Here is a 26,162-nt window from a genome sequence, read left to right as displayed (position 1 = left end):
TGTCATCTCTTACAAGTTTGTATCGTAAACCATCATTAATAAACATACATATTGACACTATACCTATCTTTGTAAGATAGCAAGTGTAATTAGTTATATTTCGAGAAAATCTCCATACAAAATAATAAAACATGTCTAAACAAGCATATTATCAACAAAAAGAAAAAGCCTCTAAGAGTATAACAACTTTTAGAGGCTTTTGGCAATCAAATTGTTTGTGAATTCACAAAATTATGAATTGTGCTTATTGCGCGTGTTGCATGCATTTCAGCGCGCTCTGGTTTTGAACGGCGACCTGGTGGTAATTCAGGGAAAATACCAAAGTTAACGTTCATTGGCTGGAAGTTTTTCGATTGCGCTTCTGTTATATAACGCGCCATACTTCCTAACGCCGTTTCGAATGGGAAAATAATTGGCTCTTGTCCCAATGCTAAACGAGCTGCATTTATTCCAGCTATTAATCCACTACCAGCTGATTCAACATACCCTTCAACACCTGTCATTTGACCGGCAAAGAAAATATTCTTTTGTTCACGAAGTTGGTATGTTTTTTCTAACACTTTTGGTGAATTAATAAAGGTATTTCGGTGCATAACACCATAACGTACAATTTCCACGTTCTCTAGTCCTGGAATTAGCTGCAATACTTCTTTTTGAGGACCCCATTTTAGATGCGTTTGGAAGCCAACAATATTATAAAGAGTACCAGCAGCGTCATCCTGGCGAAGTTGTACTACGGCATATGGACGTTTCCCTGTTTTCGGATCTTCAAGTCCGACTGGCTTCATTGGGCCAAATAGCATTGTTTTCTCTCCACGAGCTGCCATAACTTCGATTGGCATGCAGCCCTCAAAGTAGATTTCTTTCTCGAATTCTTTTAAAGGCACTACTTCTGCTTCGATTAATGCTTGACGGAAACGATCAAACTCCTCTTTCGTCATTGGGCAGTTTAAATAAGCTGCTTCTCCCTTATCATAACGAGATTTTAAATAAACCTTATCCATATCTATACTATCTTTTTCAATAATTGGTGCAGCAGCATCATAAAAGTATAAATAATCCAGACCTGTTAAACCTTGAATTTTTTCAGCCAAAGCTTTCGAAGTTAAAGGACCTGTAGCAATAACTGTTATACCTTCAGGAATTTCTGTCACTTCTCCGTGAATAACCTCCACCAATGGATGATTTTTCACTGCCTCTGTCACATAACCTGCAAACTCATGACGGTCTACTGCTAATGCTCCTCCAGCTGGAACAGAACATTGGTCTGCTGCCTTTAAAATGACAGAATCAAAAATACGCATTTCTTCCTTAATAACACCTACAGCATTTGTTAAGCCATTTGCACGTAGCGAGTTAGAACAAACAAGCTCTGCAAATTTATCTGTATGGTGTGCAGGCGTTTGCTTTACTGGACGCATTTCATACAGTCTTACTTTCACACCGCGTTTTGCTATTTGCCAAGCTGCTTCACTACCTGCCAGGCCCGCTCCTATTACATTTACTACTTGTTCAGTCATGATTTTACCATCTTCCTATCATTGTGTTGGTGCTTCTTCATAGTCACATTTTGTACATTGAATTTGGACACCTTTTTTAATCTTTTTCTCTACTAATAATGCACTACATTTCGGACATGGTCTACTAATTGGTTTGTCCCAAGACACAAATTCACATTCCGGATATTGATTACAACCGTAGAATAGACGCTTCGTTTTACTTTTACGCTCCACAATTTCGCCCGTTTCACATGATGGACATTTTACACCAATAGGTTTCATAATAGCTTTTGTATTTCTGCAATCTGGGAAATTCGAGCAAGCCATAAATTTACCATATCTACCTAGCTTATAGACCATTGGTGATCCACAAAGCTCACAATCTTCTCCAGCTGGCTCATCTTTTATTACTACTTTCTCCATTGCCTCATCTGCATGTTTAACATGGACTTCAAAGTCTTTATAAAACTCTTCCACAATATTCTTCCATTGACGACTACCTTCTTCAATATCATCTAAATCTTGTTCCATTTGTGCAGTGAATTCGATATTTATGATATCAGGGAAAAATTCTAGTACGAGTTGGTGTACGATTTCGCCTAGCTCTGTTGGCATAAAGCGTTTTGCATCTAACACAACATAGCCACGGCGCTGAATTGTATCGAGAGTCGGTGCATATGTGGATGGGCGACCTATACCTAATTCTTCCATCGTCTTAACAAGTCGCGCCTCTGAATAGCGTGGTGGTGGTTGTGTAAAATGCTGCTTAGGTTCAATTTCAAGCGATTTTACTTGATCACCAATTTCCATCTCAGGTAAAAGCTTTGTCGTTTCCTCTGTTTGATCGTCGGTACCTTCGATATAAAGCTTCATAAAACCTGCAAATTTAACTTGTGAGCCGTTCGCACGGAATAAAACATCACCATTTTGAAGATCTACCGCCACGGTATCAAGTATAGCCGGAGCCATTTGACTTGCAATAAAGCGCTCCCAAATCAAGCGATATAAACGCAACTGATCACGACTAAGGACTGCCTTTAATTCCTCTGGTGATCTCATCGTACTTGTTGGACGAATTGCCTCATGGGCGTCCTGCGCATTTGAAGCCTTTTTCGTCTGCTTTATTTCTGTTGCAATATACTCTTTTCCATACTTTGACTCGATGAAAGAAACCGCTTCTGTTTTTGCTGTTTCAGAAATACGTGTGGAATCGGTACGCATATAAGTGATTAACCCGACTGTTCCCTCTTTTTTACCAATATCAATACCTTCATATAATTGCTGTGCAAGCATCATCGTTTTCTTTGCTCGGAAATTTAATTTTCGCGCTGCTTCTTGTTGTAACGAAGAAGTTGTAAAGGCTGGTGCAGCATTTCGTTTACGCTCTTTTTTAGAAACATTAACAACATTAAAGTTTGTCCCTTTGACACCTTTTAAAACGGCCTTTACTTGTTCCTCATTTGTTAGCTTAATTTTTTCTTTGCCATTTCCATAGTAAAGTGCATCAAACGATTTTTTTCCTTTTTCAAAAGTACCTTCAATCGTCCAATATTCTTCTGGTTGGAAGTTTTTAATTTCATTTTCGCGATCAATAATCATGCGTAGCGCTACTGATTGTACACGGCCTGCTGATAAACCCTTCTTCACCTTTTTCCAAAGAATTGGGCTAATGTTATAGCCAACAAGTCTATCTAATATACGTCTTGTTTGCTGTGCATCTACTAAATCCATGTTAATAGGACGCGGGTTTTTAAAAGACTCAATAATCGCATCTTTCGTAATTTCGTTAAATACAACTCGACAATCCGAGTTAATATCGATATTTAATGCAGTCGCAAGGTGCCAAGCAATTGCTTCTCCCTCGCGGTCTGGATCGGCCGCTAGATAGACTTTCTTCACTTTTTTAGCCGCAGATTTTAATTCCTGTAAAACAGGTCCTTTACCACGAATCGTAATGTATTTAGGTTCAAAGTTATTTTCCGCACTCACACCCATTTGGCTACGTGGAAGATCTCGTACGTGTCCAACTGATGCTTTCACCTTATATTTTTTGCCTAAATAACGTTCAATTGTTTTTGCTTTTGCTGGTGATTCTACAATCACTAAATAATCCGCCATCTATGTCTCCCCCTTAGCGAGGTCTTTTACTAAATTTTTAAGTTACCTGTTGCAAAATGTATAACAGATTTTAAGATAATGCAACTTTTTTTCAATTTTTGTTAGAAAACAGGTCCAGTGTTTCAACGATTTGATGACCATTTATTACTGGAATTGCTCCATCCACAAGTAATTGGTTGGTCCCCTTGGACTGTGTCGCATCAATAGGTCCCGGTACTACAAATACATCCTTCCCTTGCTCTAATGCAAGTTCTGTTGTAATAAGCGTACCACTTTTTAACGCTGCTTCTGTCACAACTAAAGCTTGAGCTAAACCACTAATGATTCGATTACGCATCGGGAAATGCCATTTTTCGGGCTTCATATATGGAGGATACTCAGTTATTAATAACTGTTGAATAGCCATTTCATTCGCCAATATTTGGTTTTCGCTTGGATAGAGATAATTAAATCCATGCCCAAGAACTGCCATTGTGTGCCCCCCCATATCGATTGTTGCCCTATGTGCCATTGTATCAGCACCTCTAGCTAGCCCGCTTACGACCGTATACCCACATTGAACAAGTGATGGGACAATTAGGTCTAATGCTCTTTTAGAATACGCTGTAGCCTTCCTGGAGCCTATAATAGCTATCTGTTTCTTGTTTGTTAACAGGGAATGCTGACCTTTCACATACAATACAGTAGGAGGACTGGATATTTCAAATAATTGCGCCGGGAAATAAGGATGATAAAAAGGTATGGGGAAAATATTGGCCCGTGCATAGGCCTCTTCAAATGGGATTGTCATAATTTGTCGAAAGCTTTGAGAAATCTGCAATGCTTTATGTGCCGATATTTGTAAAACATTTGCGATTTCATCATAATGAGCTTCTTCAAAAGTGTTTAAAACGTTCACTGGGGACAATAATCGTTGAAGTTTTTGAAGAGGTAAAGGATATACATAATGCAAAGCTAGTAATCTCTGTGTATCAACTGCAAGGATCATTCTACAAACCTCCTTTATAATAGAAGAAAGTAAATGACCGCATGATGATTTGAACACAACTTTGTGATGTAATTTTCCATACAGTAAATAGGAAATTGTTTAATGAAGGAAGATAAACAGTGTATAAATAAGGAAAAAGATGTAGCCACTATGTGCTACATCTTCCATTTTAATGGGTTTTACACTTTTCGTATAGCCCTTTTTCTTTAATTACTTTAATCAGTGTTTCACCAATAACAGATGGTGTTTCTGCTACTTCAATGCCTGCCGCATTCATAGCTTTAATTTTCTCTGCAGCTGTTCCTTTACCACCAGAAATGATAGCACCTGCGTGCCCCATACGTTTGCCTGGAGGTGCAGTTTGTCCACCAATAAAGCCAACGACAGGTTTCGTCATATTCGCTTGAATCCATGCAGCTGCTTCTTCCTCAGCTGTACCACCGATTTCACCAATCATAACTACTGCATACGTTTCTGGGTCATTATTAAACGCTTCAAGAACATCGATGAAGTTAGTACCATTTACAGGGTCTCCACCGATCCCAACAGCTGTTGTTTGACCGATACCTGCTTGCGTTAATTGATGTACTGCTTCATAAGTTAATGTACCAGAACGAGATACAACTCCTACATGGCCTTTTGTATGGATATAACCAGGCATAATACCGATTTTACATTCATCAGCTGTAATAACACCAGGACAGTTTGGACCTACTAGGCGAGTCTTTTTGCCTTCCATGTAACGTTTAACCTTCACCATATCAAGAACAGGAATATGTTCTGTAATACAGATTGTTAATTCTAATTCTGCATCAACAGCTTCTAAGATTGCATCTGCTGCAAATGGAGCAGGAACGTAGATAACTGAAGTTGTCGCGCCTGTTGCAGCTACAGCTTCTGCCACTGTATTGAAAACAGGAACTCCTTCGATTTCAAGTCCACCTTTACCTGGTGTTACACCTGCTACGATTTTAGTACCATACTCAAGCATTTGCTTCGTATGGAAAAGAGCTGTTTCGCCCGTAATCCCTTGTACAATTACCTTTGTATCTTTGTTAATAAATACAGCCATTGTTCTCCCTGCCTTCCTTAGCCTACTAGTCCCACAATTTTTTGTGCACCGTCAGCCATTGAATCCGCTGCAACGATGTTTAAACCAGATGCATTTAAAATTTCTTTACCAAGTTCTACATTTGTACCTTCTAAACGTACAACTAATGGCACAGCTAAACCAATTTCTTTAGCAGCTGTCACAACGCCTTCAGCGATAATGTTACATTTCATAATTCCGCCAAAAATGTTTACAAAAATGCCTTTTACGTGTGGATCAGAAAGGATAATTTTGAAAGCTTCTGTTACTTTTTCAGCTGTTGCACCGCCCCCTACATCAAGGAAGTTGGCCGGGCTACCGCCGTAGTAGCTAATTGTGTCCATAGTCGCCATAGCAAGACCAGCACCATTAACCATACAGCCAATGTTACCTTCTAAAGATATATAGCTTAAATCATATTTTGACGCTTCAATTTCTTTTGGATCTTCTTCATCGAAATCGCGTAATTCGACAATATCTTTATGTCGGTATAATGCATTCGCATCAAAATTGAACTTAGCATCCAGTGCCACTACTTCGCCTTGTCCAGTTACAACAAGTGGATTAATTTCAACAATTGATGCATCTTTGTCGATAAATGCTTGATATAAACCTAACATTAATTTAACAGCTTTCCCTACAAGGTTTGCTGGAATATTCATATTAAACGCCATACGACGTGCTTGGAAACTTGTTAATCCAACAACTGGATCAACTACTTCTTTGAAGATTTTTTCCGGATTTGTTTCCGCTACTTCTTCAATATCCATACCGCCTTCTTCAGATCCCATCATTGTAACGCGAGAAGTTGCACGGTCTAAAACTAAACTTAAATAGTATTCTTTTTGGATATCAGAACCTTCTTCAATGTACAAGCGTTTTACTTCTTTTCCCTCAGGACCTGTTTGATGAGTCACTAAAATTTTCCCTAATAATTCTTTTGCGTACGTACGTACCTCGTCAAGGTTTTTAGCGATTTTTACACCACCTGCTTTACCGCGTCCACCTGCATGAATTTGCGCTTTGACTACAGTTACATTAGAGCCAAGTTCTTTCGCTACTTTCACTGCTTCATCAGGGGAAAAAGCAACTTTTCCGTTTGGTACAGCTACACCATATTTTCTCAGGATCTCTTTCCCTTGATATTCATGGATATTCATAATACATCCTCCCATCAAACATTTGCATAGAATTGTTTTACTAACATAGTCTATTCTAACGAAACATTCTGATAAAGTCTACACTTTGTCTTTTGTTCGAATTTTCTCTATTATTATGACGTATTCTTCTATTTTGTGTACTAAAACAGCTTGCAATAATAATCAGAATACTTCATTTTTTCTATATTTTCGCGCATGTTCTTGATCTAAACGATATATAAAAGCAAAGACCTCTGCCACAGCCTGATATAATTCCTCAGGGATGGACTCATTTAAATCTAATTGACCAAGCAGCTGCACAAGGTTAGGATCCTCATAAATCGGCACATTATGCTCATTTGCTCTTGCCAAAATGTTCTCGGCAATTTTCCCTTTTCCCTTTGCTACAACAGTGGGACTATCGAATTGACCGAGTTTATAAGTTAGCGCAATTGCCTCTTTACGGGTAAATTTTTCTTCGCTCATACGCGGATATCCACCCCACTCTGTTCCTCTTGCTGTTCTACTACAGGACCATTTTTGACTGCCAGGTCCTCGTCAAATTGTTTCATAAAAACGCCTGATAGTTGATAATTTTTTTCTGCCAACCCTTTTTTTAATGCTGCCTTTAATGGTTCTGCAAGGGATTGAATCTGTGAATTTTCATTAAAGACCGTTACTGTAACTACTCGATTTTGAACCTGCATATCAATGACCGTTTCTTGCATGGATGCCATTTGTAAATAAAATAATACCCTCGCATAGTTGGCATCAATTTTACCATCATCCTTCATGCGACCATTCCATTGCAATGTAGCATCCATTCTCTTACCGAAAAATTCAAGCGGAACTTGCATAATCAGTTGATGTTGGTGTCCATTTTCGCCTGATGATAGCTGCATCCCATTCATTCGTGTCATTAGCATTTCTGCCGCTTCCTTCAATTGCGGTGTCATATTAGTTTCCTGCAATAATGTATGAAGCTGCGGTTTTAATTGATGTGCAATCATTTGTAAATCCGCTGATTTGTTCCCTAGTGTCGCCTCGTAGCTAATCCCTAAATTTTTTAATACTGTTTTCATCGCATGCTCCATTGCCTTACTATCCATCGAATTTTGTACAAGAGCGTCTGCTTGTGTCACTATTTGTTGAATGAAGGGTTGTGAAGAAGCAATGCTATTTTTTACAAGATTACGCATTAAAGCTTCATTTTGTAAGGGAGAAGCAACCTCTTGCTTCAATAAGGACAATAAATGATCTTTTACTGACAGTCCTTTTATGTCCTGTGTAAATAAATGATTGGACGTATTTTGAGAAAAGGCTTTTAATAATTGATCTTGCATCTGTTTAGCAAAAATATCTACTGTTTGCTTTGTGACAGGTAACTGATTAAAACGATCAATTAGCTGATTAATCTGCTGCTTTTGATCATTTGTTAAAAATTGTTGATTTGTTGTCCACGATTTAAGCTGTTCGATCAATTGAGCGACATTTTCAGGCTTCGCTGTTAGGATAGTTTGAACGACTTGACCCGCTTGCTGCATTTGCTGAGAAGCTTTTCCCTCATTCATACTTGACCAATTTTGCAATGTCGCCTGATTCGGAATTATCCCTGACTCCTTTAAGATCGACAAGGCTTGGATTTTTTCACTAGTTGTAGCTGCATTATTTGTTAAATTTTCTAGAACTTTTGCAAGAACCACACTACCTGTTTCTACTTCAAATGGCTTTGCAATTGCTTGTACTTGTTGCATTAGATTTTGTTTAAGCTGTTCAGGCATTACTGTATCTTTTGCTAGAAGCTGTGCAAAGTTTTCCATAATAGTCGCCATACCAGAAGTCTTTTGTCCACTCATTAGCGCTTGAAACACTTCATTAGTCATGGGCATTTTAAGCTCTATCATTTTTTGAATCGTTTGCAAAGCATCTATTTTAGATATACCCTCTGGTAATGCCTTTAACCACATTTCAGCTTGTATAAGTTGTTCCTTTGAAATTGGTAGCTCTGCCTTCATAAAATGTCCTAATAATTGCTGCATCTCTGCTGACTTAGGTAAATTCATAGACTCTAATAGCTGATTAATTTGTTGACTTGGTGAAGCAGTTGGCGTCATCGGTCCTGACACCACTTTCAATTCTGCTTGTGGATCTGTTCCTGTTACCTGAAAAAAATGGGCATCTCCAGCTTTTAATGGAACTTCAAGTTTAGCGATAAATTTTTGATTTCCTACTTGTATCTCCGCCATTTGATCAGGGTATAATTTCTTAATCGTTCCATGAAATACTTGTCCCTGTTTTAAGGCCAGTGGCTGATTATTTGCAGTTATTGGGTTTTGTTGCATGTGGATCGGATTAAATGATGTGGCTGTCATATATATACTCCTTTCATCAATTACTCCTTCGGTAATTGGTGCTAACGTATTATTCAAACATGGATTTAATCGGCTCGAACGATTTACGATGGTGAATCGTTGGTCCGTATTCTTCTAGTGCTTTTAAATGCTGCTTTGTACCGTAGCCTGCATGTTGTGCAAAACCATACATAGGAAAATCTTTATCTAATTGTTCCATATAATCATCTCGGGCTGTTTTAGCTAGAATGGAGGCTGCTGCTATTGCTAAGCTTTTGGCATCTCCTTTAATGATGGAATCCTGAGGGATAGCCATAGATAATGTCATGGCATCTACTAAAACATAATCGGGTTTTCTTGATAACGATTCCACACTTGCCTTCATAGATTGTTTGGTCGCCTCATAAATATTAAGCTCGTCTATTTGTTGAGCCGGTTGGAAGTGAATAAAATAACTAATAGCATGTTCTTTAATTAATGCAGCAAAGGCATTTCGTTTATCCTTCGATAATTGCTTAGAATCATTCAAACCAACAAGAGCCTCACTATTTGTTGGCAAAATTACAGCCGCTGTAACGACTGGCCCCGCAAGAGGACCACGCCCCGCTTCATCGACACCTGCGATTAATGCATCTATTCCCCCATAGCTTAAATCAAATGCCACTTTTGCTTGATGTTCCTGAAGTAATTGGCGCCTTTTTTCTTGTTTCTTTTGCCAAGAAAACCAAGCCTTTTGAACACCTACTCGTTCATCTTCTGCAATTTCTGACATCCACTCTTGCCATTCTTCCGCATCTTTTAATGCTACTGTAATTTCTTTAATACTTCTCATTTCTTACTCCTTCTTGCCTCTACTTATTAAACCTATATCCATTTCAGTCATTATGTAGCTTCATATTTTTCCTCTATATAATTATTATCGGTAGGAAAATTCATTCCTAAAAGAAAAACTGTCACAAAGAGGGTGTGACAGTTTCCAATACTTTTTATTGTTCTGATTCTTTTTCTAGTTGTTCATCCACAAAATCAAATGTTAATTTGCCTAATTGCAAGCCTCGAATATCTCGAACGATTAGTTGAGCTACTTGATCATAATCAATTTCTCCACCTGCACCAAACACGCGACGAAGTTTCCCAATATGGTCAAAAGTTTCAACCAAATCTTCATGGACCAATTCAAAGCCATAACGCTCCTCCATACGCTTTGGATAATGAACGGATAAGAAACGTAAGCCGTATACTGCTAAGTCTTCCATGTTTGTGATGGTGTCTTTAATAGCTCCTGTTAAAGCTAATTTAAAGCCCACTTCTTGATCTTCAAATTTTGGCCATAATATCCCTGGCGTATCTAATAGCTCAAGTTCTTTCCCGACCTTAATCCATTGCTGTGCCTTTGTTACACCTGGGGTATTTCCCGTTTTAGCAATATTTTTTTTCGCCAAGCGATTAATCAATGTTGATTTCCCAACATTTGGAATACCAACAATCATTGCACGAATAGCTCGAGGCTTCATCCCTTTTGCTTTCATGCGATCAAACTTTTCTTTTAATATTTCCTGCGCTGCCTTTGTTACTTGCTGTAAGCCTTTACCCTCAAGGGAGTTAATGGCTACTGCTTTATGACCACGCTGTGCAAAATAATCTACCCATTTGCGTGTTTCTTGCTCGTCTGCCATATCTGCCTTATTCAAAATTAAAAGACGAGGTTTTTGATTGATGACTTCGTCGATCATTGGATTACGAGACGATAAAGGTAAACGGGCGTCTATTAACTCAAATATAATATCAACAAGCTTTAATTTTTCTGTTACTTCACGTCGGGCCTTTGCCATATGCCCGGGAAACCATTGAATTGTCACTGCTGTGCCTCCTAAATTAAAAGAAAAAGGGAGTTCATGAACGCTCCCTTTCTTGCATTACTTTACAATTTTTATGTCATTAAACGGCCAGAAAATCAAACTTGTATTGCCGATGATTTCCTTTTGATCTACAAGACCAATATGTCGACTGTCTTTACTATTTCGACGATTATCCCCCATGACAAAAACATACCCCTTTGGAATCTCATCTAATGAAACATCGATGTCTTTTAAGGTAAAGTCTTCAGTTAATGTTCCCCCTGCGATTTCAGCTTTATAAGCATCTAAATAGGGCTCATCTATTGGCTCACCGTTGATATATAATTGATCGTCTTTATATTCCAGTGAATCCCCTGGCAATCCAATTACACGTTTAATGTAATTTTTTTGTTCAGGCGCATGAAACACAACAATATCAAAGCGTTTTGGTTCACCTATTTTATAACCAATTTTATTCACTATCATGCGGTCGCCATCTTCAAGGGTTGGCATCATGGACTCACCATCAACTGCAATTGGTGTAAATAAAAAATATCGTATGATTGCAGCAATCGCAAATGCAATTAATAGCGCTTTTGTCCATTCCCATAATTCATTCTTTTCTTTCACCTGTTTTTCCATTGAGAAATGCCCCCTTGTCTAACACTATTTTAGTTGATAGGGAATTAAGATGACAAGCAAAAAGAAAAGGAGCTTGCGTACAAGCCCCTCACTTTTAAGTCATAATTATCGAATTTCTTTAATACGAGCAGCTTTACCACGTAGGTTACGTAGGTAGTAAAGTTTAGCACGACGTACTTTACCACGACGTACAACTTCTAAGTTAGCGATTTTTGGTGTGTGTACAGGGAATGTACGCTCAACACCTACACCGTAAGAAATTTTACGAACTGTGAAAGTTTCGCTAATACCGCCACCACGACGTTTAATTACTACACCTTCGAAAAGCTGGATACGTTCACGAGTACCCTCTACTACTTTCACGTGTACCTTAACAGTATCACCAGGACGGAAAGCAGGTAGATCAGTGCGAAGTTGAGATTTTGTAATTTCTGTAATAATGTTTGACATTGTTTTCTCTCCTTAGACAGATGCTCTTGCACGCAATCTATGCCACAGCGGAACACCGTAATTCAGTACTTCACATAGAAGTACATTTTAAATGTTATCATAAATATATTAGGCAATCAAGCATCTTGTTGATTGTTTTTAAGTTTTTCTAAATACAATTTTTGCTTGTCAGTTAAAGGATATTGATCGAGTAAATCAGGACGACGTTCAAAGGTTCTTTTCAACGATTGCTCCTCACGCCATTGCTCAATTTTTGCGTGATTGCCCGATAATAAAACATCTGGCACCTTCATTCCTCGAAATTCTGCTGGTCGAGTATAATGAGGATGCTCTAGGAGACCAGTTGAAAAGGAATCTTGTATATGTGAATCTTCTTGCCCTAATACACCTGGTAATAGGCGTACAACACTATCGATAACCGTCATTGCCCCTAGTTCTCCACCTGTTAAAACGAAATCTCCAATAGAAATTTCATCTGTTACAAGGTGCTGGCGTATACGTTCATCATAGCCTTCATAGTGACCACATAAAAAGACTAATTCCTTCTCCTGTGATAATTCTTCTGCTTTTTTTTGGGTAAATCTTTCTCCCTGAGGGCACATTAAAATGATGCGTGGTTGTTTTCCTGCACAAATTGCTTCTACAGCGCTAAACATCGGCTCAGGCTTTAAAACCATGCCTGCTCCACCACCATATGGATAGTCGTCAACTTGATTGTGCTTATTGCCCGAAAATGTACGGATGTCGGTTACCTCTAGCTTGACCGCATCTTTTTCTTGAGCTTTCTTTAAAATAGAAGCCCCGAAAACACCTGAGAACATATCGGGAAAAAGGCTCAGCACATGGATATTCATCATAATAAACCTTCCATTACGTGAATAACAATTTTCTTCTCAACCACATCAATATCTTTCACGATATCTTCTATATAAGGGATATAATGCTCTTTCTTTGAGCCTTTAACCACCCATACATCATTAGCACCTGTTTGTAGAATATCATTCACAACACCAATTGTTTCGCCTTCTTCAGAAACAATTGTACAACCTATAATCTCATGGAAAAAAAATTCATTTTCTTGAAGGAGATCGTCAGTCATTTGATCTTTTGTCACTTTTAACAAACCTTCTTTAAACGGCTCGACCAAATTGATGTTATTCATACCTTCAAATGTTAATAAAATAAAGTTTTTATGACGACGTACAGATTGAATCGTTACCCAAGTTGGCTTTTTATCGTCCTTTTTAAAGGCAGCAAGCTTATTCCCTACCGCAAAACGTTCTTTTTCAAAGTCTGTTGTCGATAATATACGCACCTCTCCTCGAATACCGTGTGTATTGACAATACGACCTACATTAAACCATTCCATTCAACTATCACCTCATTAAAAACGTACTACTCTCTCCCATTGCATTCATTCTCTTACTTAAATTCACTTTGGAAGAATGTAGGTTCAGCCTAGACAATCAATTGTCTCGTCCATATTAATATAATCAATTGTCTCTAGCTGTAATCTTTGTTCAAGCTATATGCCCTGTTTGTCCAAAATAAAAAGAACAACTCTAGGCGAAATAAAGAAAAAAAGGAAGGAACCTACAAGCTCCCTCCTTCTTAGTCCAGATATTACGCTTCATGCTAAAGGCCACTTCGAACTCCTAAGCGACATGTAAACACACCTATCAGGACTCAATTGTACTCATTGCAAGAGCGCGAAAATCTTTTCTATTAATCCAATATATCGACGTAGGTCTTCTTTTGATGGTGACTACCTGCCGCTGAATAAACAATTGTACGAATCGCTTTCGCTACTCGCCCTTGCTTGCCTATGACTTTCCCTCGATCCTCTGGATGAACAAAAAGTTTATAAACAATTCGATTTGCATTTTCATCCGTCTCAATACGAACTTCTTCTGGATAATCGACTAACGGTAAAACGATTGCTTCAATCAGCTGCTTCAAAGACGTCGCCCCCGATTATTTACTGAATTTTTGGTTATGGAATTTCTCCATGATACCTTGTTCTGAGAACAGGTTACGTACTGTATCTGATGGTTTTGCACCGTCAGCTAACCATTTAAGAGCTTTCTCTTCATCAATGTTTACAGTAGCTGGTTGAGTTAGTGGGTTGTAAGTACCAACTGTTTCGATTTGACGACCGTCACGTGGTGAACGAGCGTCTGCAACTACGATACGATAGAAAGGAGATTTTTTAGCTCCCATACGTTTTAAGCGAATTTTAACTGCCATTTTAATAGCACCTCCGAATAAGTTTCACACAAGATAGTATATTATCAATGTTTAGGTTGTTTGTAAAGTGTTTTTTCTTAACACCTAAAAATTATTATTTAAACAATGAATCAAAGCCTGGTAATTTCATTTTTTTCTTGCCCTTACCACTAGCCATCCCAGTCATTTGCTTCATCATTTTTTTCATTTCATCAAATTGCTTAATCAGACGATTCACCTCTTGAATAGAAGTCCCTGAACCTTTAGCAATACGCTTTTTACGGCTGCCATTAATCAATTCAGGATTCGTCTTTTCAGCAGGCGTCATCGAGTAAATAATCGCCTCTACACGCCCCATTTGCTTATCGTCAACTTTGACATTATCTAAGCCTTTGATTTTGTTTGCACCAGGGAGCATCTTTAAAATTTCATCTAGAGGTCCCATTTTTTTAACTTGCTGTAATTGCTCTACGAAATCATCAAATGTAAAGGTTTGAGTCTTGAATTTTTCTTCTAACTCTTTGGCTTTTGCTTCATCTACATTGGCTTGGGCCTTTTCGATCAGCGATAGAACGTCTCCCATACCTAAAATACGAGACGCCATACGCTCAGGATGGAAAGGTTCTAGCGCATCCATTTTCTCGCCCATACCGACAAACTTAATTGGTTTCTGCGTTACAGAACGAATAGATAAAGCCGCACCACCACGAGTATCACCATCAAGTTTCGTTAACACAACCCCTGTAATACCAATAGCCTCATTAAAGCTTTCTGCTACGTTTACAGCATCTTGACCTGTCATTGCATCGACAACAAGGAAGACCTCATCTGGCTCTTTTAATGCGCGAATATCTTTTAATTCTTGCATCAAATCCTCATCGATATGCAAACGACCAGCCGTATCGATAATTACGACATCATGATGCTCTTCTTTTGCCTTTTCAATTGCCTGACGTGCAATCTCTACAGGGGAAATATCAGTGCCTAACGAAAAAACTGGTAATGAAAGTTGTTTACCCAATGTTTCTAATTGTTGAACAGCTGCTGGACGATAAACGTCAGCTGCCACTAACAATGGTTTACGATTATATTTTTTCCGTAGTACATTTGCCAATTTACCTGTAGTTGTCGTTTTCCCTGCCCCTTGGAGGCCGACCATCATAATAACAGTTGGAGGCTTCGTATTAAATTTAATTGGGCTTTGCTCGCCACCCATTAATTCTGTTAATTCGTCTTGTACAATTTTAATAACTTGTTGACCTGGTGTTAAGCTTTGCATAACATCAACACCAACAGCGCGTTCACTAACCTTTTTTACAAATTCCTTGACTACTTTTAAGTTAACATCCGCCTCAATTAAAGCAAATCGGACTTCACGCATCATTTCTTTGACGTCTTGCTCCGATACTTTCCCTTTGCCCTTAATTTTCTGGATCGTTCCTTGGAGTCGTTCCGCTAATCCTTCAAAAGCCATTGCTTTCGCCTCCTAATCCCATTCTTTCAGCTGTTCGATAAGCGCTAACTGCTCTTCAGCTGTCATACTTTGTTCTGTTATCCCCATTGTTAGCTGTGAAAGCATTTGGGTACGTTGTTGAAATTTTTCAAGTAAACATAATTTTTCTTCATATTCCTCAAGCATTGCTTCTGTTCGACGAATATTATCGTAGACAGCTTGGCGTGATACACCATACGATTCAGCGATTTCACCTAGTGAGTGATCATCCAAATAGTATAGTTCCATATAACTTCTTTGCTTATCTGTTAATAATGCTTGATAAAAGTCGAAGAGAAAGTTCATGCGTGTTGTTTTTTCAAGTAGCATCGAATGTTTCTCCTCCCGCTATTTAGTCATTTGTATCATAACGAAAAGCGCCCGTCTGTGTCAAGGTAATCTCCTTGTCTAAAAGTCTAATTTACTTACTTTTGGGCATTTCTTTCCTGTAGCTAGTATGACTTTTTCCAACAAGTCAATTCAACTGATCACAGTCGAGCGTTTCTACTCCATTTCACTCAGTGGATTGGTATCACATTTCTTAATGTAAACATGGCAAGTCTAACCTAAAATGAAAAATCCATAAAAAACAAAACAAACATTCATCCCCTCCAATACATGAAGGAGATGAATGCTAAATCAAGATAAAATGACACTGCGCATTTCACTGTTATTCTTCATTATTTTGTAATTCTTTATCTAAACCATCAGCAAATAATCCATAGACGTATCGCTCTGCATCAAATGGCTGTAAATCGTCCATTTTCTCCCCAAGACCTACAAATTTAACAGGAATGTGTAATTTGTTACGGATTGCTAGCACAATACCGCCCTTAGCTGTACCGTCCAGCTTTGTTAAAACGATACCTGTCACATTTGTTGCCTCTTTAAATGTTTGTGCTTGAACAAGGGCATTTTGACCTGTTGTTGCATCTAACGCTAATAATACTTCATGTGGAGCACTCGGGATTTCACGGGAAATGACACGATGTACCTTTTCAAGCTCGTTCATTAAATTCACTTTATTTTGTAAGCGTCCAGCTGTATCACAAATTAACACATCTGCTTTTCTATTTTTCGCAGCACGAATTGCATCATACATAACTGCCGCTGGATCAGAGCCCTCAGATTGTTTAATAACCTCACAGCCTACACGATCTCCCCACACTTGTAATTGATCGATAGCACCTGCACGGAATGTATCACCCGCAGCTAAAACAACTGTTTTGCCTTGGGACTTGAGACGACGAGCGAGTTTACCTATTGTTGTTGTTTTCCCTACACCATTCACCCCAACAAATAGGATGACTGTCAGCTCACCATTAGGCTGCATATTTAATTCAATTAAATCTTCTTCACCTTGCTCATAAATTTCTACAAGCTTTTCAGAAATTAAAGTTTGGATTCCATTTGTATCTTTTATGTTTTTACGTTGTACCTCGAAACGTAATTTATCCATAAGTTCCATGACCGTTTCAAAACCAACATCGGCTTGTAATAAAAGATCCTCTAATTCCTCAAAGAAATCCTCATCCACTTTACGATAACGCGCAACAAGGTCGTTCACCTTCGATGTAAAGGAATTACGTGTTTTTTCAAGGCCCTCTTTAAATTTTTGCGTAATAGACCAAGCTGAAGGTTTTTTCTCCCCAGTTGGTTGTTCCTCAATAATTTGTACTTCTAGCTGTTCTTCTTCCTCTATTAGAGAAGGCGGCTCTAAATCCTGTGTACCTTCGATGTCCGACGTTTGTTCGGATTCTGTAGTATCTTCAATTGGTGAGAATTGCTCAGAAGATTCTTCAACAACAGTCTCAGTAGTGGCAGGTTCACCGCCTTCTTCTAATGCCTGTGGATGAGAATCTAAATCATGTTCAGTGACTTCTAGTTTTTCTTCGTCCGCTGGATTCCCCATCAATTTATCTTTTATACGTTTAAAAAAGCTCATCCTTATTTGCTCCTTTGCTCCGCAAGTACGGGTTCGTCTTCTAATTTTACTGATACAAGTTTCGATACGCCTGACTCCTGCATAGTTATACCATACAGGACATCTGCTCCCTCCATCGTTCCTTTACGATGTGTAATGACAATGAATTGTGTTTCACCACTAAATTTCTTCAAATATTGGCTGTAGCGCACAACATTTGCTTCATCTAAGGCAGCTTCCACTTCATCGAGAATACAGAATGGGACAGGTCTTATATTTAAGATGGAGAATAATAAAGCGATCGCCGTTAGCGCACGTTCACCACCAGAAAGCAAACTTAAGTTTTGTAATTTTTTCCCTGGAGGCTGAGCAACAATGTCAATACCTGTTTCTAGTAAATTTTCCGGATCAATTAATACTAAATCGGCTTGCCCTCCACCAAACAATTCACGGAATACTCGTCTAAATTGTTCGCGGATCGCATAGAATGTTTCGCTAAAGCGCATTGTCATTTCTTCATCCATTTCTTTAATGGCTTCATGCAATGTTTCTTGCGCTGCAAGTAAATCCTCACGCTGTTCAGTTAAGAAAGTGTGTCGTTCAAGTACTCTTTCATATTCTTCAATTGCGCCTAAATTAACAGGGCCTAGCTCTTCAATTGATTTTTTAAGCAATTTAACACGTCGACGTACAAATTCCTCATCTTCTATAGCCTGTGCTTCTTCTTCTGCCTCTTCAAATGTTAACTGATAATTTTCCTCTAGCTGAGCTGTGAAATTGTCCATTTCGAATTCGACACGATTTCTTTTCAACTCATTTGCACGAATCGCTTCAAGATACCCTTTATGGATACGTTGTAATTCCTTCAGCTGAGCCTCTAACGACGAAAGTTCATCCTGTTGCCCTACTTTTTCCTCTTTTTTCTGAGAAATCGTCTCTTGTAGCGCATCTCTTCTGGTCTTCCACGTCAACACCTGTTCATCGACCTCTTCATCACTTAAATAATTTGTCGATTCATCAGATTGGAGCCATGATATTTCCTGAGAAATATTTTCAACTTTTTGTTGAGCTTTGTTTAATTGTAGGGCTAAGTCAGCCGTAGCAATTTGAACTTGTGACATTTGTTCTTGCATAACAGCTAATTGTGAGCGTTTTTCTGCCAATTGCTCACGTAATACATCTTTTTCTGTCTCACTTTGTAGCTTAACCCTACTTAATTGCTCAACGGTTTCATTGATTTCGATTAATTCTCCTGCAAGCGCGCTTAAACGTTCCTCTGCTTCTTGCTTTTGAGCCAATAATGATTCTTCTCGTGTTTTAACATCCTGTGTTTCAGTCGAGGCAAAGGTTACTCTAGCCGATAAGCTTTTTTCAACAGCCTCTAGCTCACGTAAACGTCCTGCCTGCTGCATCTCATCTTTTCGTAATTGCTCCCCTTCAAGCTTCAATAGCTCTACTTGATCTCGAAGTGTTGCTAGCTTTTCTTTTTCCGTTGCAACAGCCTGTTCTGCACCATAAATGGAGGCTTGCAATGACTCTAGCTTAAGAATTAAACCATCTAATTCCGCTTTTCTTGTAAAGAGTGAAGATTGCTGTTTCAGGGCACCACCCGTCAATGAGCCCCCTGCATTAACAATATCTCCATCAAGTGTAACTACTCGATAACGGAACCCACATAATCTCGCAATTTGACTTGCCCCTTCAAGATTTGCTGCAACAATGACATTGCCTAGAAGATTTTCAACAATCGTTCGATTATCTTCATTAAAAGTCACTAACGCATCCGCCATCCGAATGAATGCTGGGTGCTCAGTTGCTAATTGGATAGTCGCTAAATTGATTTTACGTGATTTCATGACGGTTTTTGGTAAAAAAGTAGCACGCCCAGCTCGTTTTTGCTTTAGCCAATGAATAGCCTGTTGGGCATGGCGTTCATTAGTTGTAACAATATGCTGAGAGGCGGCTCCTAACGCCGTTTCTATCGCTTGTGAGTATTTCCCCTCAACCTGAATTAATTCAGCTACAGCACCCTCAATACCTTGTAATTCATCTTTATCTCGTGCAAGCAGCACTTCTTTAACTCCTTGGAAAAACCCTGAAAAGTCAGCTTCAAGCTCCGCTAACGTATCTTTTCTAGCTTTTAGTTGCTGCTGATGCTGATAAGCCTTATATAGCATATCTTGCTTTTCAGTAAAGGTAGAATTAACATTTTTTAACTGTATTTGTAAAGCTTCATATTGTTCTAGCTTTTCTTGTAGGTCATTTGTTGTTGAAGTATGTGCAGCTACTAGCTGTTCTTTTTCAGCAATAATTTGCATAAGCTCTTGCCCAATTTCATCAGTTTGGTCGGACATTCGTGTTGCCATAGCCTTTTGTTGAGCCAACTGCTGATCGATATTTTTCAACTCATTTTTGATAGTTGCTTCTTCATTCAACGAATCGATATATCGGTTTTTTTGCTCCTCAATTTCTTGTTCGATTTCTGTTACGGAGCGATTTAAAGATTGCTCTAACTGTTTAATGCTTTGTTTTAGCACCGACACAGCTTGTTGTTTTTCAGAGAATACGTCTTTTTTCTCCTGCTCCTGCATAAACAGTGCCTCTACTTCTGCTTTGGCCTCTTGTAATGACGTATTCAGCTGCTGTAATTGATTGGAGGCATTTTGACGCTTTTCAGCCATTAGCGCCTTTCGTCCATCCCAACGTTCTACCTCCATTGTGGCATTGACTAGGTCCGCTTGAGAAACATCCAAATATTCATCAAGTTCTTTTAATAACTTCCGAATATTTGTTGTCTGTTTATCGAAAGTAGCAATATCTTGAGCTTGCTTTTGCTCTATCTCAGATAGGTTTGTGTACTCTTCTTTAAGCGCACGCAAAGACTGTGCACAATTTTTAAAATCATGCACAAGTATGGCAATATCAAAATCTTTTAGCTCAGTAGACATTTGTACATAGTCTCTTGCACTAGATGCTTGCATTTCTAGCGGTCCAAGTCGACTGTCTAATTCATGGAGAATATCTAATACACGATACAAATTCTCATCTGTCTCAACAAGTTTATGCTCTGCTTTTTTCTTTCTTATTTTATACTTTAATACGCCAGCTGCCTCTTCAAAAATCGAACGACGGTCATCAGGTCGGCTATTTAAAATTTCATCGACACGACCTTGTGAAATGATAGAAAATGCCTCTTTTCCAAGCCCTGAATCCATAAACAAGTCCGTAATATCCTTCAGGCGACACTGCTGGTTATTTAATAAATATTCACTATCACCTGAACGGTATACGCGTCTTGTTACGCTTACTTCTGTATAGGAAAAAGCAAGTTGCTCGTCGGTATTATCTAGTATTAGTGTTACCTCTGCAAAGTTAAGTGGCTTCCGAGAGTCACTCCCTGCAAAAATTACATCTTCCATCTTTGATCCACGTAACGACTTTGCCGATTGCTCACCAAGTACCCACCGTATTGCATCTGTGACATTACTTTTTCCACTGCCATTTGGTCCCACAACTGCTGTAACACCGGGTACAAAATCAATACCAATGCGCTCCGCAAATGATTTAAAGCCAATCACTTCTAGTCGTTTTAGGAACATCTTTTAAGCCTCCTCTTTCGCAGCTTCTTCTCGCATCATTCGCATCGCACATTGTGCAGCTTGCTGCTCGGCTTCTTTTTTCGATTTTCCTCGACCTATACCAAGCTCTTGTCCGTTCAGTAAGACACTTGATACAAAGGTACGATTATGTGCAGGACCTTTTTCATCAATGATTTCATAATGAAGAAGTCCATTATTCGTTTGCTGTACCATTTCTTGCAATTGGCTTTTAAAATCCATCACATGCGAAAAAGCACCGACTTCTACTTTTGGGAACACGATACGTTCTAAAAATGACACGACCGTTTGTAAATCCTGATCTAAATATAGGGCACCTACAAATGACTCAAACACATCTGCAAGTAGTGCTGGGCGTTCCCGTCCACCTGTTAATTCTTCACCTTTTCCAAGTAAAACAAAGCGACCAAAGCCTAGTTCATTCGCAAAAATAACTAGAGATGGTTCACAAACAATGGATGCTCGTAACTTTGTTAACTCACCCTCGCTCATATTCGGGTATTTCTCAAAAAGATATTTAGAAACAGACAGTTCAAGTACTGCGTCTCCTAAAAATTCAAGACGCTCATTATCCGTAAATAACTTACGGCGATGCTCATTCACATAAGATGAATGCGTGAATGCTTGATACAATAAATTTTTATTAATAAATGTGATATTTAATTCATGCTGTAAAAGCTCGAATTGATTGCGTACTTTTTCAGGAAGTACGCCAGATTTCTGCATAGTTCCTTTTCTTTTCATAGCCATTGAACAAATCTGCCTTCCTAATAGTTTCTACCGTTTTAGTGTACCTTTTTCAAAGCGTTTATGCAAAAGTATTTCGGCATAAACACAATATTTTGGGAAATTTTTAGAAAATTCATTTCCAAATTCAATGAAGCCTTGGCACATTTGCGTCCGAATCGATCTTCGAGAGATAAATCCACTGTATAATTGACACAAAAAAGGGACGTCCATAGATCGTAAACCGATCTATTTCGCCCCCTTTGAATACATCTTGTCTATTAGATCTGCTTCACTGTAAAGAAAAGCAGTAAACTATTTCTCCTTTATTCAACCAATCATCCATACCATTTGTATAATTACGATAACCATTACACCTATAAGGGTGATAAATTTCTGCTAAATAAAGTATAAACGAAATTAGTTTATTTTACTTTCGATGTATGAAATTGCAGAACCTACTGTTGAGATTTTTTCAGCATCTTCATCAGAAATTTCCATATCGAATTCGTCTTCAAGCTCCATTACAAGCTCAACTACGTCTAATGAGTCAGCACCTAAATCATCACGGAAAGAAGCTTCAAGTGTTACTTCGCTTTCTTCAACACCTAAACGGTCCACGATTACTTTTGTTACGCGTTCTAATACTGTAGACAAATGATTCACCTCCCCTCAAATGATTATACAAAAAATTAGCGCCTATGCCTAATTCAAATTACATGACCATACCACCGTCTATATGAAGTGTTTGTCCTGTCATATAGTTAGCGTCTTCAGATGCAAGGAAAACGACTGCCTTAGCAATATCTTCCGGCTGCCCTAGTTTCGCAAGTGGGATTTGTGTTAACATCCCTTGTTTAATATCTTCTGGTAACTGATCAGTCATTTCAGTTTCAATAAAGCCAGGTGCAATAGCGTTGACTAAAATATTACGTGACGCTAATTCCTTCGCAGTTGTTTTTGTTAACCCAATAACACCTGCTTTAGCTGCAACATAGTTTGCTTGGCCCGCATTTCCGGCTACGCCAACAATCGATGAAATATTGATAATACGACCAGCACGTTGCTTCATCATTTGGCGCGTTACCGCTTTGGTACATAGGAAAACACCCTTAAGATTTGTATCTAATACATCATCCCATTCATCTTCCTTCATGCGCATAAGTAAATTATCTCTTGTAATACCAGCATTATTCACTAAAATATCAAGGGAGCCAAATGTTTTCACAGCAGTATCCATTAAGGCTGTCACTTCTTCTGTTTGAGAAACGCTAGCTTGTACAGCAATTGCCTCGCCACCGCCCTCTTGAATTATAGCAACCACTTCTTCAGCTTTTGCTTGCGAGCCGCTATAGTTCACGACAACTTTTGCACCCTCGTCAGCAAGTTTTAATGCTATAGCACGACCAATTCCTCGTGAAGCTCCTGTTACAACAACTACTTTTCCTTCAAGTTTACGCATTGATTGACCACTCCTTTGACGCTTCTAAAACCGCTTCTAGCGATGCCTCATCATAGACACAATAGGCAGTAACAGAGCGATCGATTTTTTTCAAGAGACCACTTAATACTTTACCTGGGCCACATTCAATAAAGACATCCACACCTTGTGCAATCATTTCGCGCATAGAGGCCTCCCATTGTACAGCACTATAAACCTGTTCAACAAGCTCTTGTTGAATGGCTGGAACATCCATTAACTCCTTCGCCATAACGTTCCCTACAACAGGAATTTGCGGAGCAGCTAAAGTAACATTCGCCAACGCCGCTTCCAACTTTTCTGAAGAAGGTCGCATTAGCTCAGAATGGAATGGACCACTTACAACTAATGGTATAGCACGCTTAGCCCCACCTTCTTTTGCCGCACTTGATGCCTTCTCTACACCCTCTTTTGTACCTGAAATAACAATTTGCCCCGGACAATTAACATTGGCTACCTGCACAGGTTCCCCTGCAGCTGACACTTGCTCAGTTACTTCATTTAACGCTTCTAATTCCATACCTAAAATGGCTGCCATAGCACCTTGTCCAGCAGGTACAGCTTCATTCATATATAGCCCACGTTTATGCACAGTCTTCACTGCATCTTCAAAGGACATGACACCCGCTATGACCAATGCGCCGTATTCTCCAAGAGAATGACCTGCTGCATAATGAGGTTGAATTCCTGCTGCACGTAGCTTCTCTGCTACCATTACCCCAGTAGTAAGTAGTGCTGGCTGAGCATGATATGTTAATGTTAATTCCTCTACTGGACCTTCTAACATAAGCTTAGATAGCTCCAATTCAAGAGCTTGATCTGCACGATTATAGAAGGCTCTACTTTCCGCAGCATTTTCAACAAACTCTTGCCCCATTCCTACTACTTGCGAACCTTGTCCTGGAAAAATAAATGCAATTTTCGTCATTTGAATAGTCCCCTTTGTCTAATCAATTTCTATGTGGCGTACTGTCTCTGTAATTGTCGAAATAACAGTATGTTCTACCATTGTGTTTGCTTGGCGGATAGCACTAAAAATCGCTTTCGCATTAGATGATCCATGCGCCTTTATAACGGGTGCTTGTAAGCCAAACAAGCCTGCACCACCATATTCTGTATAGTCCATTTTATGTTTTAAGTCACGTAAATTATTTTTCATAAGAACAGCTGAGATCTTCGTTTTTGTTGAAGACATAAACGCCTCTTTTAACATGGAAAATAAAGCACCTGCCGTACCTTCAATTGACTTCAGCACCATATTTCCTGTAAAGCCATCCGTAACAACAACATCAGCTACTCCTTCAAGTAAATCACGTGCCTCTACATTACCAATAAAATTCAAATCCGCTTCCTTTAATAAATCAAAGGCTGCTTTTGTTAATTCATTTCCTTTTTTATCTTCTGTACCGATATTTAATAGACCGATTCTAGGTTTTTGTAAGCCGCCAACTTTCTTCGCATAAATATCGCCCATAATAGCATATTGCACTAAATGTTCTGGTCGGGCATCTGCATTTGCACCTAAATCAAGCATTAAAAAGCCCTTCCCATCAAGTGTTGGTAATGTTGTAGCTAGAGCTGGTCGGGCAATTCCCTCAATACGACCTACTTTAAACAAACCACCTGCCATTAAAGCGCCAGTATTTCCTGCTGACAGACAAGCATCTGCTCTACCCTCATCCACTGCGTCCATCATGCGCGCCATGGAAGAATCCTTTTTTCTACGAACAGCACGTGCTGGATCGTCCGTTCCTTCAACGACTTCCTCACAATGTACGATCGTTAATCGATCATGTTGTTTTAAAAATGGCTCAAGCTTCTCTTGCTGTCCATATAATTGAATTTCTAAATTTGGAATTTGCTCTAATGCTAAAAGTGCACCTTCAATTACTGATTTTGGAGCATTGTCTCCACCCATTCCATCAAGCGCTAATTTCATTATTACTCACCTTTACCTTTCGTACGGTACATATCAAATTCACCAACAAAAACGGTTTCACCATTAACAGTAGATGTTACCTCGACTTTTGTCCGATGATTTTTATCATCTCGTCCGACAACAATCGCTTTTGTAATAACACGATTTCCAGCACGAACAGGTTTCACAAACGTAATAGTAGAATGGACTGTCAATGCTAGTTCATCGTTAATAACGGCTACCGCTAAGGAGTTTGCTTGCGCGAACAAATGATGTCCACGTGCGATGCCGTTGCGCTGGAAAACATGTTCTTCTTTCACATCAAAAATCGAAAGTGCTCGATTATCTAATTCAATATCAACAATTTCCCCGATGATTTCATCAATCGGTAGAGATTTCACTTCATTTTCATAGTTTTTTGAAGCGACGTCTTTAATACGCTCTCGTAATTCTGGTATGGATAATTCCATACGGTCTAAACGAATTGTTTGAACACTTACCTGAAACTGTGTTGCTAGCTGTTCATCTGTGACGAATGGATTTTCAGCTATCGTTTCAGATAGTAGTCGCTGTCGTTCTTTTTTTGTTCGTCTCAACATCATTCGCCACCTTTTGAGTTGTTATTAGCACTTGGTACTAATATCAGTATATAGAGGTTAAAAAA

25 protein-coding genes are annotated in these 26,162 nt (G+C 38.9%); all 25 read right to left on the bottom strand.

The genetic code is table 11. The features are described from left to right. Positions 1 to 206: 206 nt before the first annotated feature. Positions 207 to 1,520 (bottom strand): FADH(2)-oxidizing methylenetetrahydrofolate--tRNA-(uracil(54)-C(5))-methyltransferase TrmFO, encoded by a 1,314-nt coding sequence (gene trmFO / locus PI85_RS11580; protein WP_036123970.1) that lies wholly within the window; start codon positions 1,518 to 1,520, stop codon positions 207 to 209. An 18-nt stretch (positions 1,521 to 1,538) separates the two neighbouring features. Continuing rightward, positions 1,539 to 3,617, bottom strand: coding sequence for a type I DNA topoisomerase (gene topA / locus PI85_RS11575; protein ID WP_036123967.1), 2,079 nt, complete (start codon positions 3,615 to 3,617; stop codon positions 1,539 to 1,541). A gap of 91 nt (positions 3,618 to 3,708) precedes the next feature. Next, on the bottom strand, positions 3,709 to 4,605 hold the full coding sequence (gene dprA / locus PI85_RS11570) for a DNA-processing protein DprA (RefSeq protein ID WP_036123964.1): 897 nt from the start codon (positions 4,603 to 4,605) through the stop codon (positions 3,709 to 3,711). 169 nt (positions 4,606 to 4,774) lie between these two features. Further along, the gene (gene sucD / locus PI85_RS11565; protein ID WP_008181281.1) at positions 4,775 to 5,677 is read right to left on the bottom strand and encodes a succinate--CoA ligase subunit alpha; all 903 of its coding nucleotides are present in this window, start codon (positions 5,675 to 5,677) and stop codon (positions 4,775 to 4,777) included. A 17-nt stretch (positions 5,678 to 5,694) separates the two neighbouring features. Then, positions 5,695 to 6,855, bottom strand: coding sequence for an ADP-forming succinate--CoA ligase subunit beta (gene sucC / locus PI85_RS11560; protein WP_036123960.1), 1,161 nt, complete (start codon positions 6,853 to 6,855; stop codon positions 5,695 to 5,697). Between the two features lie 162 nt (positions 6,856 to 7,017). Continuing rightward, complete coding sequence (locus PI85_RS11555) at positions 7,018 to 7,320, bottom strand: EscU/YscU/HrcU family type III secretion system export apparatus switch protein (protein WP_012293250.1); 303 nt, start codon at positions 7,318 to 7,320, stop codon at positions 7,018 to 7,020. Continuing rightward, on the bottom strand, positions 7,317 to 9,206 hold the full coding sequence (locus PI85_RS11550; protein ID WP_036123958.1) for a hypothetical protein: 1,890 nt from the start codon (positions 9,204 to 9,206) through the stop codon (positions 7,317 to 7,319). Before PI85_RS11550 ends, PI85_RS11555 begins: the two co-directional genes overlap by 4 nt. A 49-nt stretch (positions 9,207 to 9,255) precedes the next feature. Then, entirely contained in the window at positions 9,256 to 10,017 is a 762-nt protein-coding gene (locus tag PI85_RS11545) for a ribonuclease HII (RefSeq protein WP_036123955.1), read from the bottom strand. Between the two features lie 154 nt (positions 10,018 to 10,171). Next, on the bottom strand, positions 10,172 to 11,044 hold the full coding sequence (gene ylqF / locus PI85_RS11540; RefSeq protein WP_036123953.1) for a ribosome biogenesis GTPase YlqF: 873 nt from the start codon (positions 11,042 to 11,044) through the stop codon (positions 10,172 to 10,174). A 57-nt stretch (positions 11,045 to 11,101) separates the two neighbouring features. After that, entirely contained in the window at positions 11,102 to 11,665 is a 564-nt protein-coding gene (gene lepB, locus PI85_RS11535; protein ID WP_036123951.1) for a signal peptidase I, read from the bottom strand. A gap of 105 nt (positions 11,666 to 11,770) precedes the next feature. After that, complete coding sequence (gene rplS / locus PI85_RS11530) at positions 11,771 to 12,115, bottom strand: 50S ribosomal protein L19 (RefSeq protein ID WP_008181294.1); 345 nt, start codon at positions 12,113 to 12,115, stop codon at positions 11,771 to 11,773. Positions 12,116 to 12,231: 116 nt separating this feature from the next. Then, positions 12,232 to 12,969 (bottom strand): tRNA (guanosine(37)-N1)-methyltransferase TrmD, encoded by a 738-nt coding sequence (gene trmD / locus PI85_RS11525; protein WP_036127685.1) that lies wholly within the window; start codon positions 12,967 to 12,969, stop codon positions 12,232 to 12,234. Beyond that, entirely contained in the window at positions 12,969 to 13,484 is a 516-nt protein-coding gene (rimM, locus tag PI85_RS11520) for a ribosome maturation factor RimM (protein WP_036123948.1), read from the bottom strand. Before rimM ends, trmD begins: the two co-directional genes overlap by 1 nt. A gap of 356 nt (positions 13,485 to 13,840) precedes the next feature. After that, entirely contained in the window at positions 13,841 to 14,074 is a 234-nt protein-coding gene (locus PI85_RS11515; protein WP_004269410.1) for a KH domain-containing protein, read from the bottom strand. A gap of 15 nt (positions 14,075 to 14,089) precedes the next feature. Beyond that, on the bottom strand, positions 14,090 to 14,362 hold the full coding sequence (gene rpsP / locus PI85_RS11510) for a 30S ribosomal protein S16 (protein WP_004269411.1): 273 nt from the start codon (positions 14,360 to 14,362) through the stop codon (positions 14,090 to 14,092). A 94-nt stretch (positions 14,363 to 14,456) separates the two neighbouring features. Further along, a complete protein-coding gene (ffh, locus tag PI85_RS11505; RefSeq protein ID WP_036123945.1) occupies positions 14,457 to 15,815 on the bottom strand; it encodes a signal recognition particle protein in 1,359 nt (452 codons plus the stop codon). Positions 15,816 to 15,827: 12 nt separating this feature from the next. Then, positions 15,828 to 16,163, bottom strand: a complete 336-nt coding sequence (locus PI85_RS11500) for a putative DNA-binding protein (RefSeq protein ID WP_012293242.1) — start codon at positions 16,161 to 16,163, stop codon at positions 15,828 to 15,830. Positions 16,164 to 16,503: 340 nt separating this feature from the next. Beyond that, the gene (gene ftsY / locus PI85_RS11495) at positions 16,504 to 17,778 is read right to left on the bottom strand and encodes a signal recognition particle-docking protein FtsY (RefSeq protein ID WP_036123942.1); all 1,275 of its coding nucleotides are present in this window, start codon (positions 17,776 to 17,778) and stop codon (positions 16,504 to 16,506) included. A gap of 2 nt (positions 17,779 to 17,780) precedes the next feature. After that, a complete protein-coding gene (gene smc / locus PI85_RS11490; protein WP_036123937.1) occupies positions 17,781 to 21,356 on the bottom strand; it encodes a chromosome segregation protein SMC in 3,576 nt (1,191 codons plus the stop codon). Positions 21,357 to 21,359: 3 nt separating this feature from the next. Beyond that, entirely contained in the window at positions 21,360 to 22,124 is a 765-nt protein-coding gene (rnc, locus tag PI85_RS11485; protein WP_012293239.1) for a ribonuclease III, read from the bottom strand. Positions 22,125 to 22,520: 396 nt separating this feature from the next. Further along, positions 22,521 to 22,757, bottom strand: coding sequence for an acyl carrier protein (gene acpP / locus PI85_RS11480; RefSeq protein WP_008181678.1), 237 nt, complete (start codon positions 22,755 to 22,757; stop codon positions 22,521 to 22,523). Positions 22,758 to 22,815: 58 nt separating this feature from the next. Continuing rightward, positions 22,816 to 23,562 (bottom strand): 3-oxoacyl-[acyl-carrier-protein] reductase, encoded by a 747-nt coding sequence (gene fabG / locus PI85_RS11475; protein WP_036123934.1) that lies wholly within the window; start codon positions 23,560 to 23,562, stop codon positions 22,816 to 22,818. Next, positions 23,555 to 24,508, bottom strand: coding sequence for an ACP S-malonyltransferase (gene fabD, locus PI85_RS11470; protein ID WP_036123931.1), 954 nt, complete (start codon positions 24,506 to 24,508; stop codon positions 23,555 to 23,557). The genes fabG and fabD overlap by 8 nt, the downstream gene beginning before the upstream one ends. A gap of 18 nt (positions 24,509 to 24,526) precedes the next feature. Next, positions 24,527 to 25,519 (bottom strand): phosphate acyltransferase PlsX, encoded by a 993-nt coding sequence (plsX, locus tag PI85_RS11465; protein WP_036123928.1) that lies wholly within the window; start codon positions 25,517 to 25,519, stop codon positions 24,527 to 24,529. A 2-nt stretch (positions 25,520 to 25,521) separates the two neighbouring features. Then, positions 25,522 to 26,094: a transcription factor FapR gene (fapR, locus tag PI85_RS11460; protein WP_025113910.1), complete on the bottom strand. Its 573-nt coding sequence runs from the start codon at positions 26,092 to 26,094 to the stop codon at positions 25,522 to 25,524. Positions 26,095 to 26,162 lie beyond the last annotated feature (68 nt).

Source organism: Lysinibacillus sp. A1, from assembly GCF_000801965.1.
In the GTDB taxonomy this organism is placed as follows: Bacteria; Bacillota; Bacilli; order Bacillales_A; family Planococcaceae; genus Lysinibacillus; species Lysinibacillus fusiformis.
The sequence above is the reverse complement of the archived record's forward strand: the minus strand, read 5'-3'. Positions and strand labels throughout refer to the sequence as shown.

What these genes read in the sequence shown, in the direction of transcription:
- trmFO (WP_036123970.1), bottom strand. Translation starts at nt 1,520, where the DNA reads ATGACTGAACAAGTAGTAAATGTAATAGGAGCGGGCCTGGCAGGTAGT.
- topA (WP_036123967.1), bottom strand. Translation starts at nt 3,617, where the DNA reads ATGGCGGATTATTTAGTGATTGTAGAATCACCAGCAAAAGCAAAAACA.
- dprA (WP_036123964.1), bottom strand. Translation starts at nt 4,605, where the DNA reads ATGATCCTTGCAGTTGATACACAGAGATTACTAGCTTTGCATTATGTA.
- sucD (WP_008181281.1), bottom strand. Translation starts at nt 5,677, where the DNA reads ATGGCTGTATTTATTAACAAAGATACAAAGGTAATTGTACAAGGGATT.
- sucC (WP_036123960.1), bottom strand. Translation starts at nt 6,855, where the DNA reads ATGAATATCCATGAATATCAAGGGAAAGAGATCCTGAGAAAATATGGT.
- PI85_RS11555 (WP_012293250.1), bottom strand. Translation starts at nt 7,320, where the DNA reads ATGAGCGAAGAAAAATTTACCCGTAAAGAGGCAATTGCGCTAACTTAT.
- PI85_RS11550 (WP_036123958.1), bottom strand. Translation starts at nt 9,206, where the DNA reads ATGACAGCCACATCATTTAATCCGATCCACATGCAACAAAACCCAATA.
- PI85_RS11545 (WP_036123955.1), bottom strand. Translation starts at nt 10,017, where the DNA reads ATGAGAAGTATTAAAGAAATTACAGTAGCATTAAAAGATGCGGAAGAA.
- lepB (WP_036123951.1), bottom strand. Translation starts at nt 11,665, where the DNA reads ATGGAAAAACAGGTGAAAGAAAAGAATGAATTATGGGAATGGACAAAA.
- rplS (WP_008181294.1), bottom strand. Translation starts at nt 12,115, where the DNA reads ATGTCAAACATTATTACAGAAATTACAAAATCTCAACTTCGCACTGAT.
- trmD (WP_036127685.1), bottom strand. Translation starts at nt 12,969, where the DNA reads ATGAATATCCATGTGCTGAGCCTTTTTCCCGATATGTTCTCAGGTGTT.
- rimM (WP_036123948.1), bottom strand. Translation starts at nt 13,484, where the DNA reads ATGGAATGGTTTAATGTAGGTCGTATTGTCAATACACACGGTATTCGA.
- rpsP (WP_004269411.1), bottom strand. Translation starts at nt 14,362, where the DNA reads ATGGCAGTTAAAATTCGCTTAAAACGTATGGGAGCTAAAAAATCTCCT.
- ffh (WP_036123945.1), bottom strand. Translation starts at nt 15,815, where the DNA reads ATGGCTTTTGAAGGATTAGCGGAACGACTCCAAGGAACGATCCAGAAA.
- PI85_RS11500 (WP_012293242.1), bottom strand. Translation starts at nt 16,163, where the DNA reads ATGCTACTTGAAAAAACAACACGCATGAACTTTCTCTTCGACTTTTAT.
- ftsY (WP_036123942.1), bottom strand. Translation starts at nt 17,778, where the DNA reads ATGAGCTTTTTTAAACGTATAAAAGATAAATTGATGGGGAATCCAGCG.
- smc (WP_036123937.1), bottom strand. Translation starts at nt 21,356, where the DNA reads ATGTTCCTAAAACGACTAGAAGTGATTGGCTTTAAATCATTTGCGGAG.
- rnc (WP_012293239.1), bottom strand. Translation starts at nt 22,124, where the DNA reads ATGGCTATGAAAAGAAAAGGAACTATGCAGAAATCTGGCGTACTTCCT.
- fabG (WP_036123934.1), bottom strand. Translation starts at nt 23,562, where the DNA reads ATGCGTAAACTTGAAGGAAAAGTAGTTGTTGTAACAGGAGCTTCACGA.
- fabD (WP_036123931.1), bottom strand. Translation starts at nt 24,508, where the DNA reads ATGACGAAAATTGCATTTATTTTTCCAGGACAAGGTTCGCAAGTAGTA.
- plsX (WP_036123928.1), bottom strand. Translation starts at nt 25,519, where the DNA reads ATGAAATTAGCGCTTGATGGAATGGGTGGAGACAATGCTCCAAAATCA.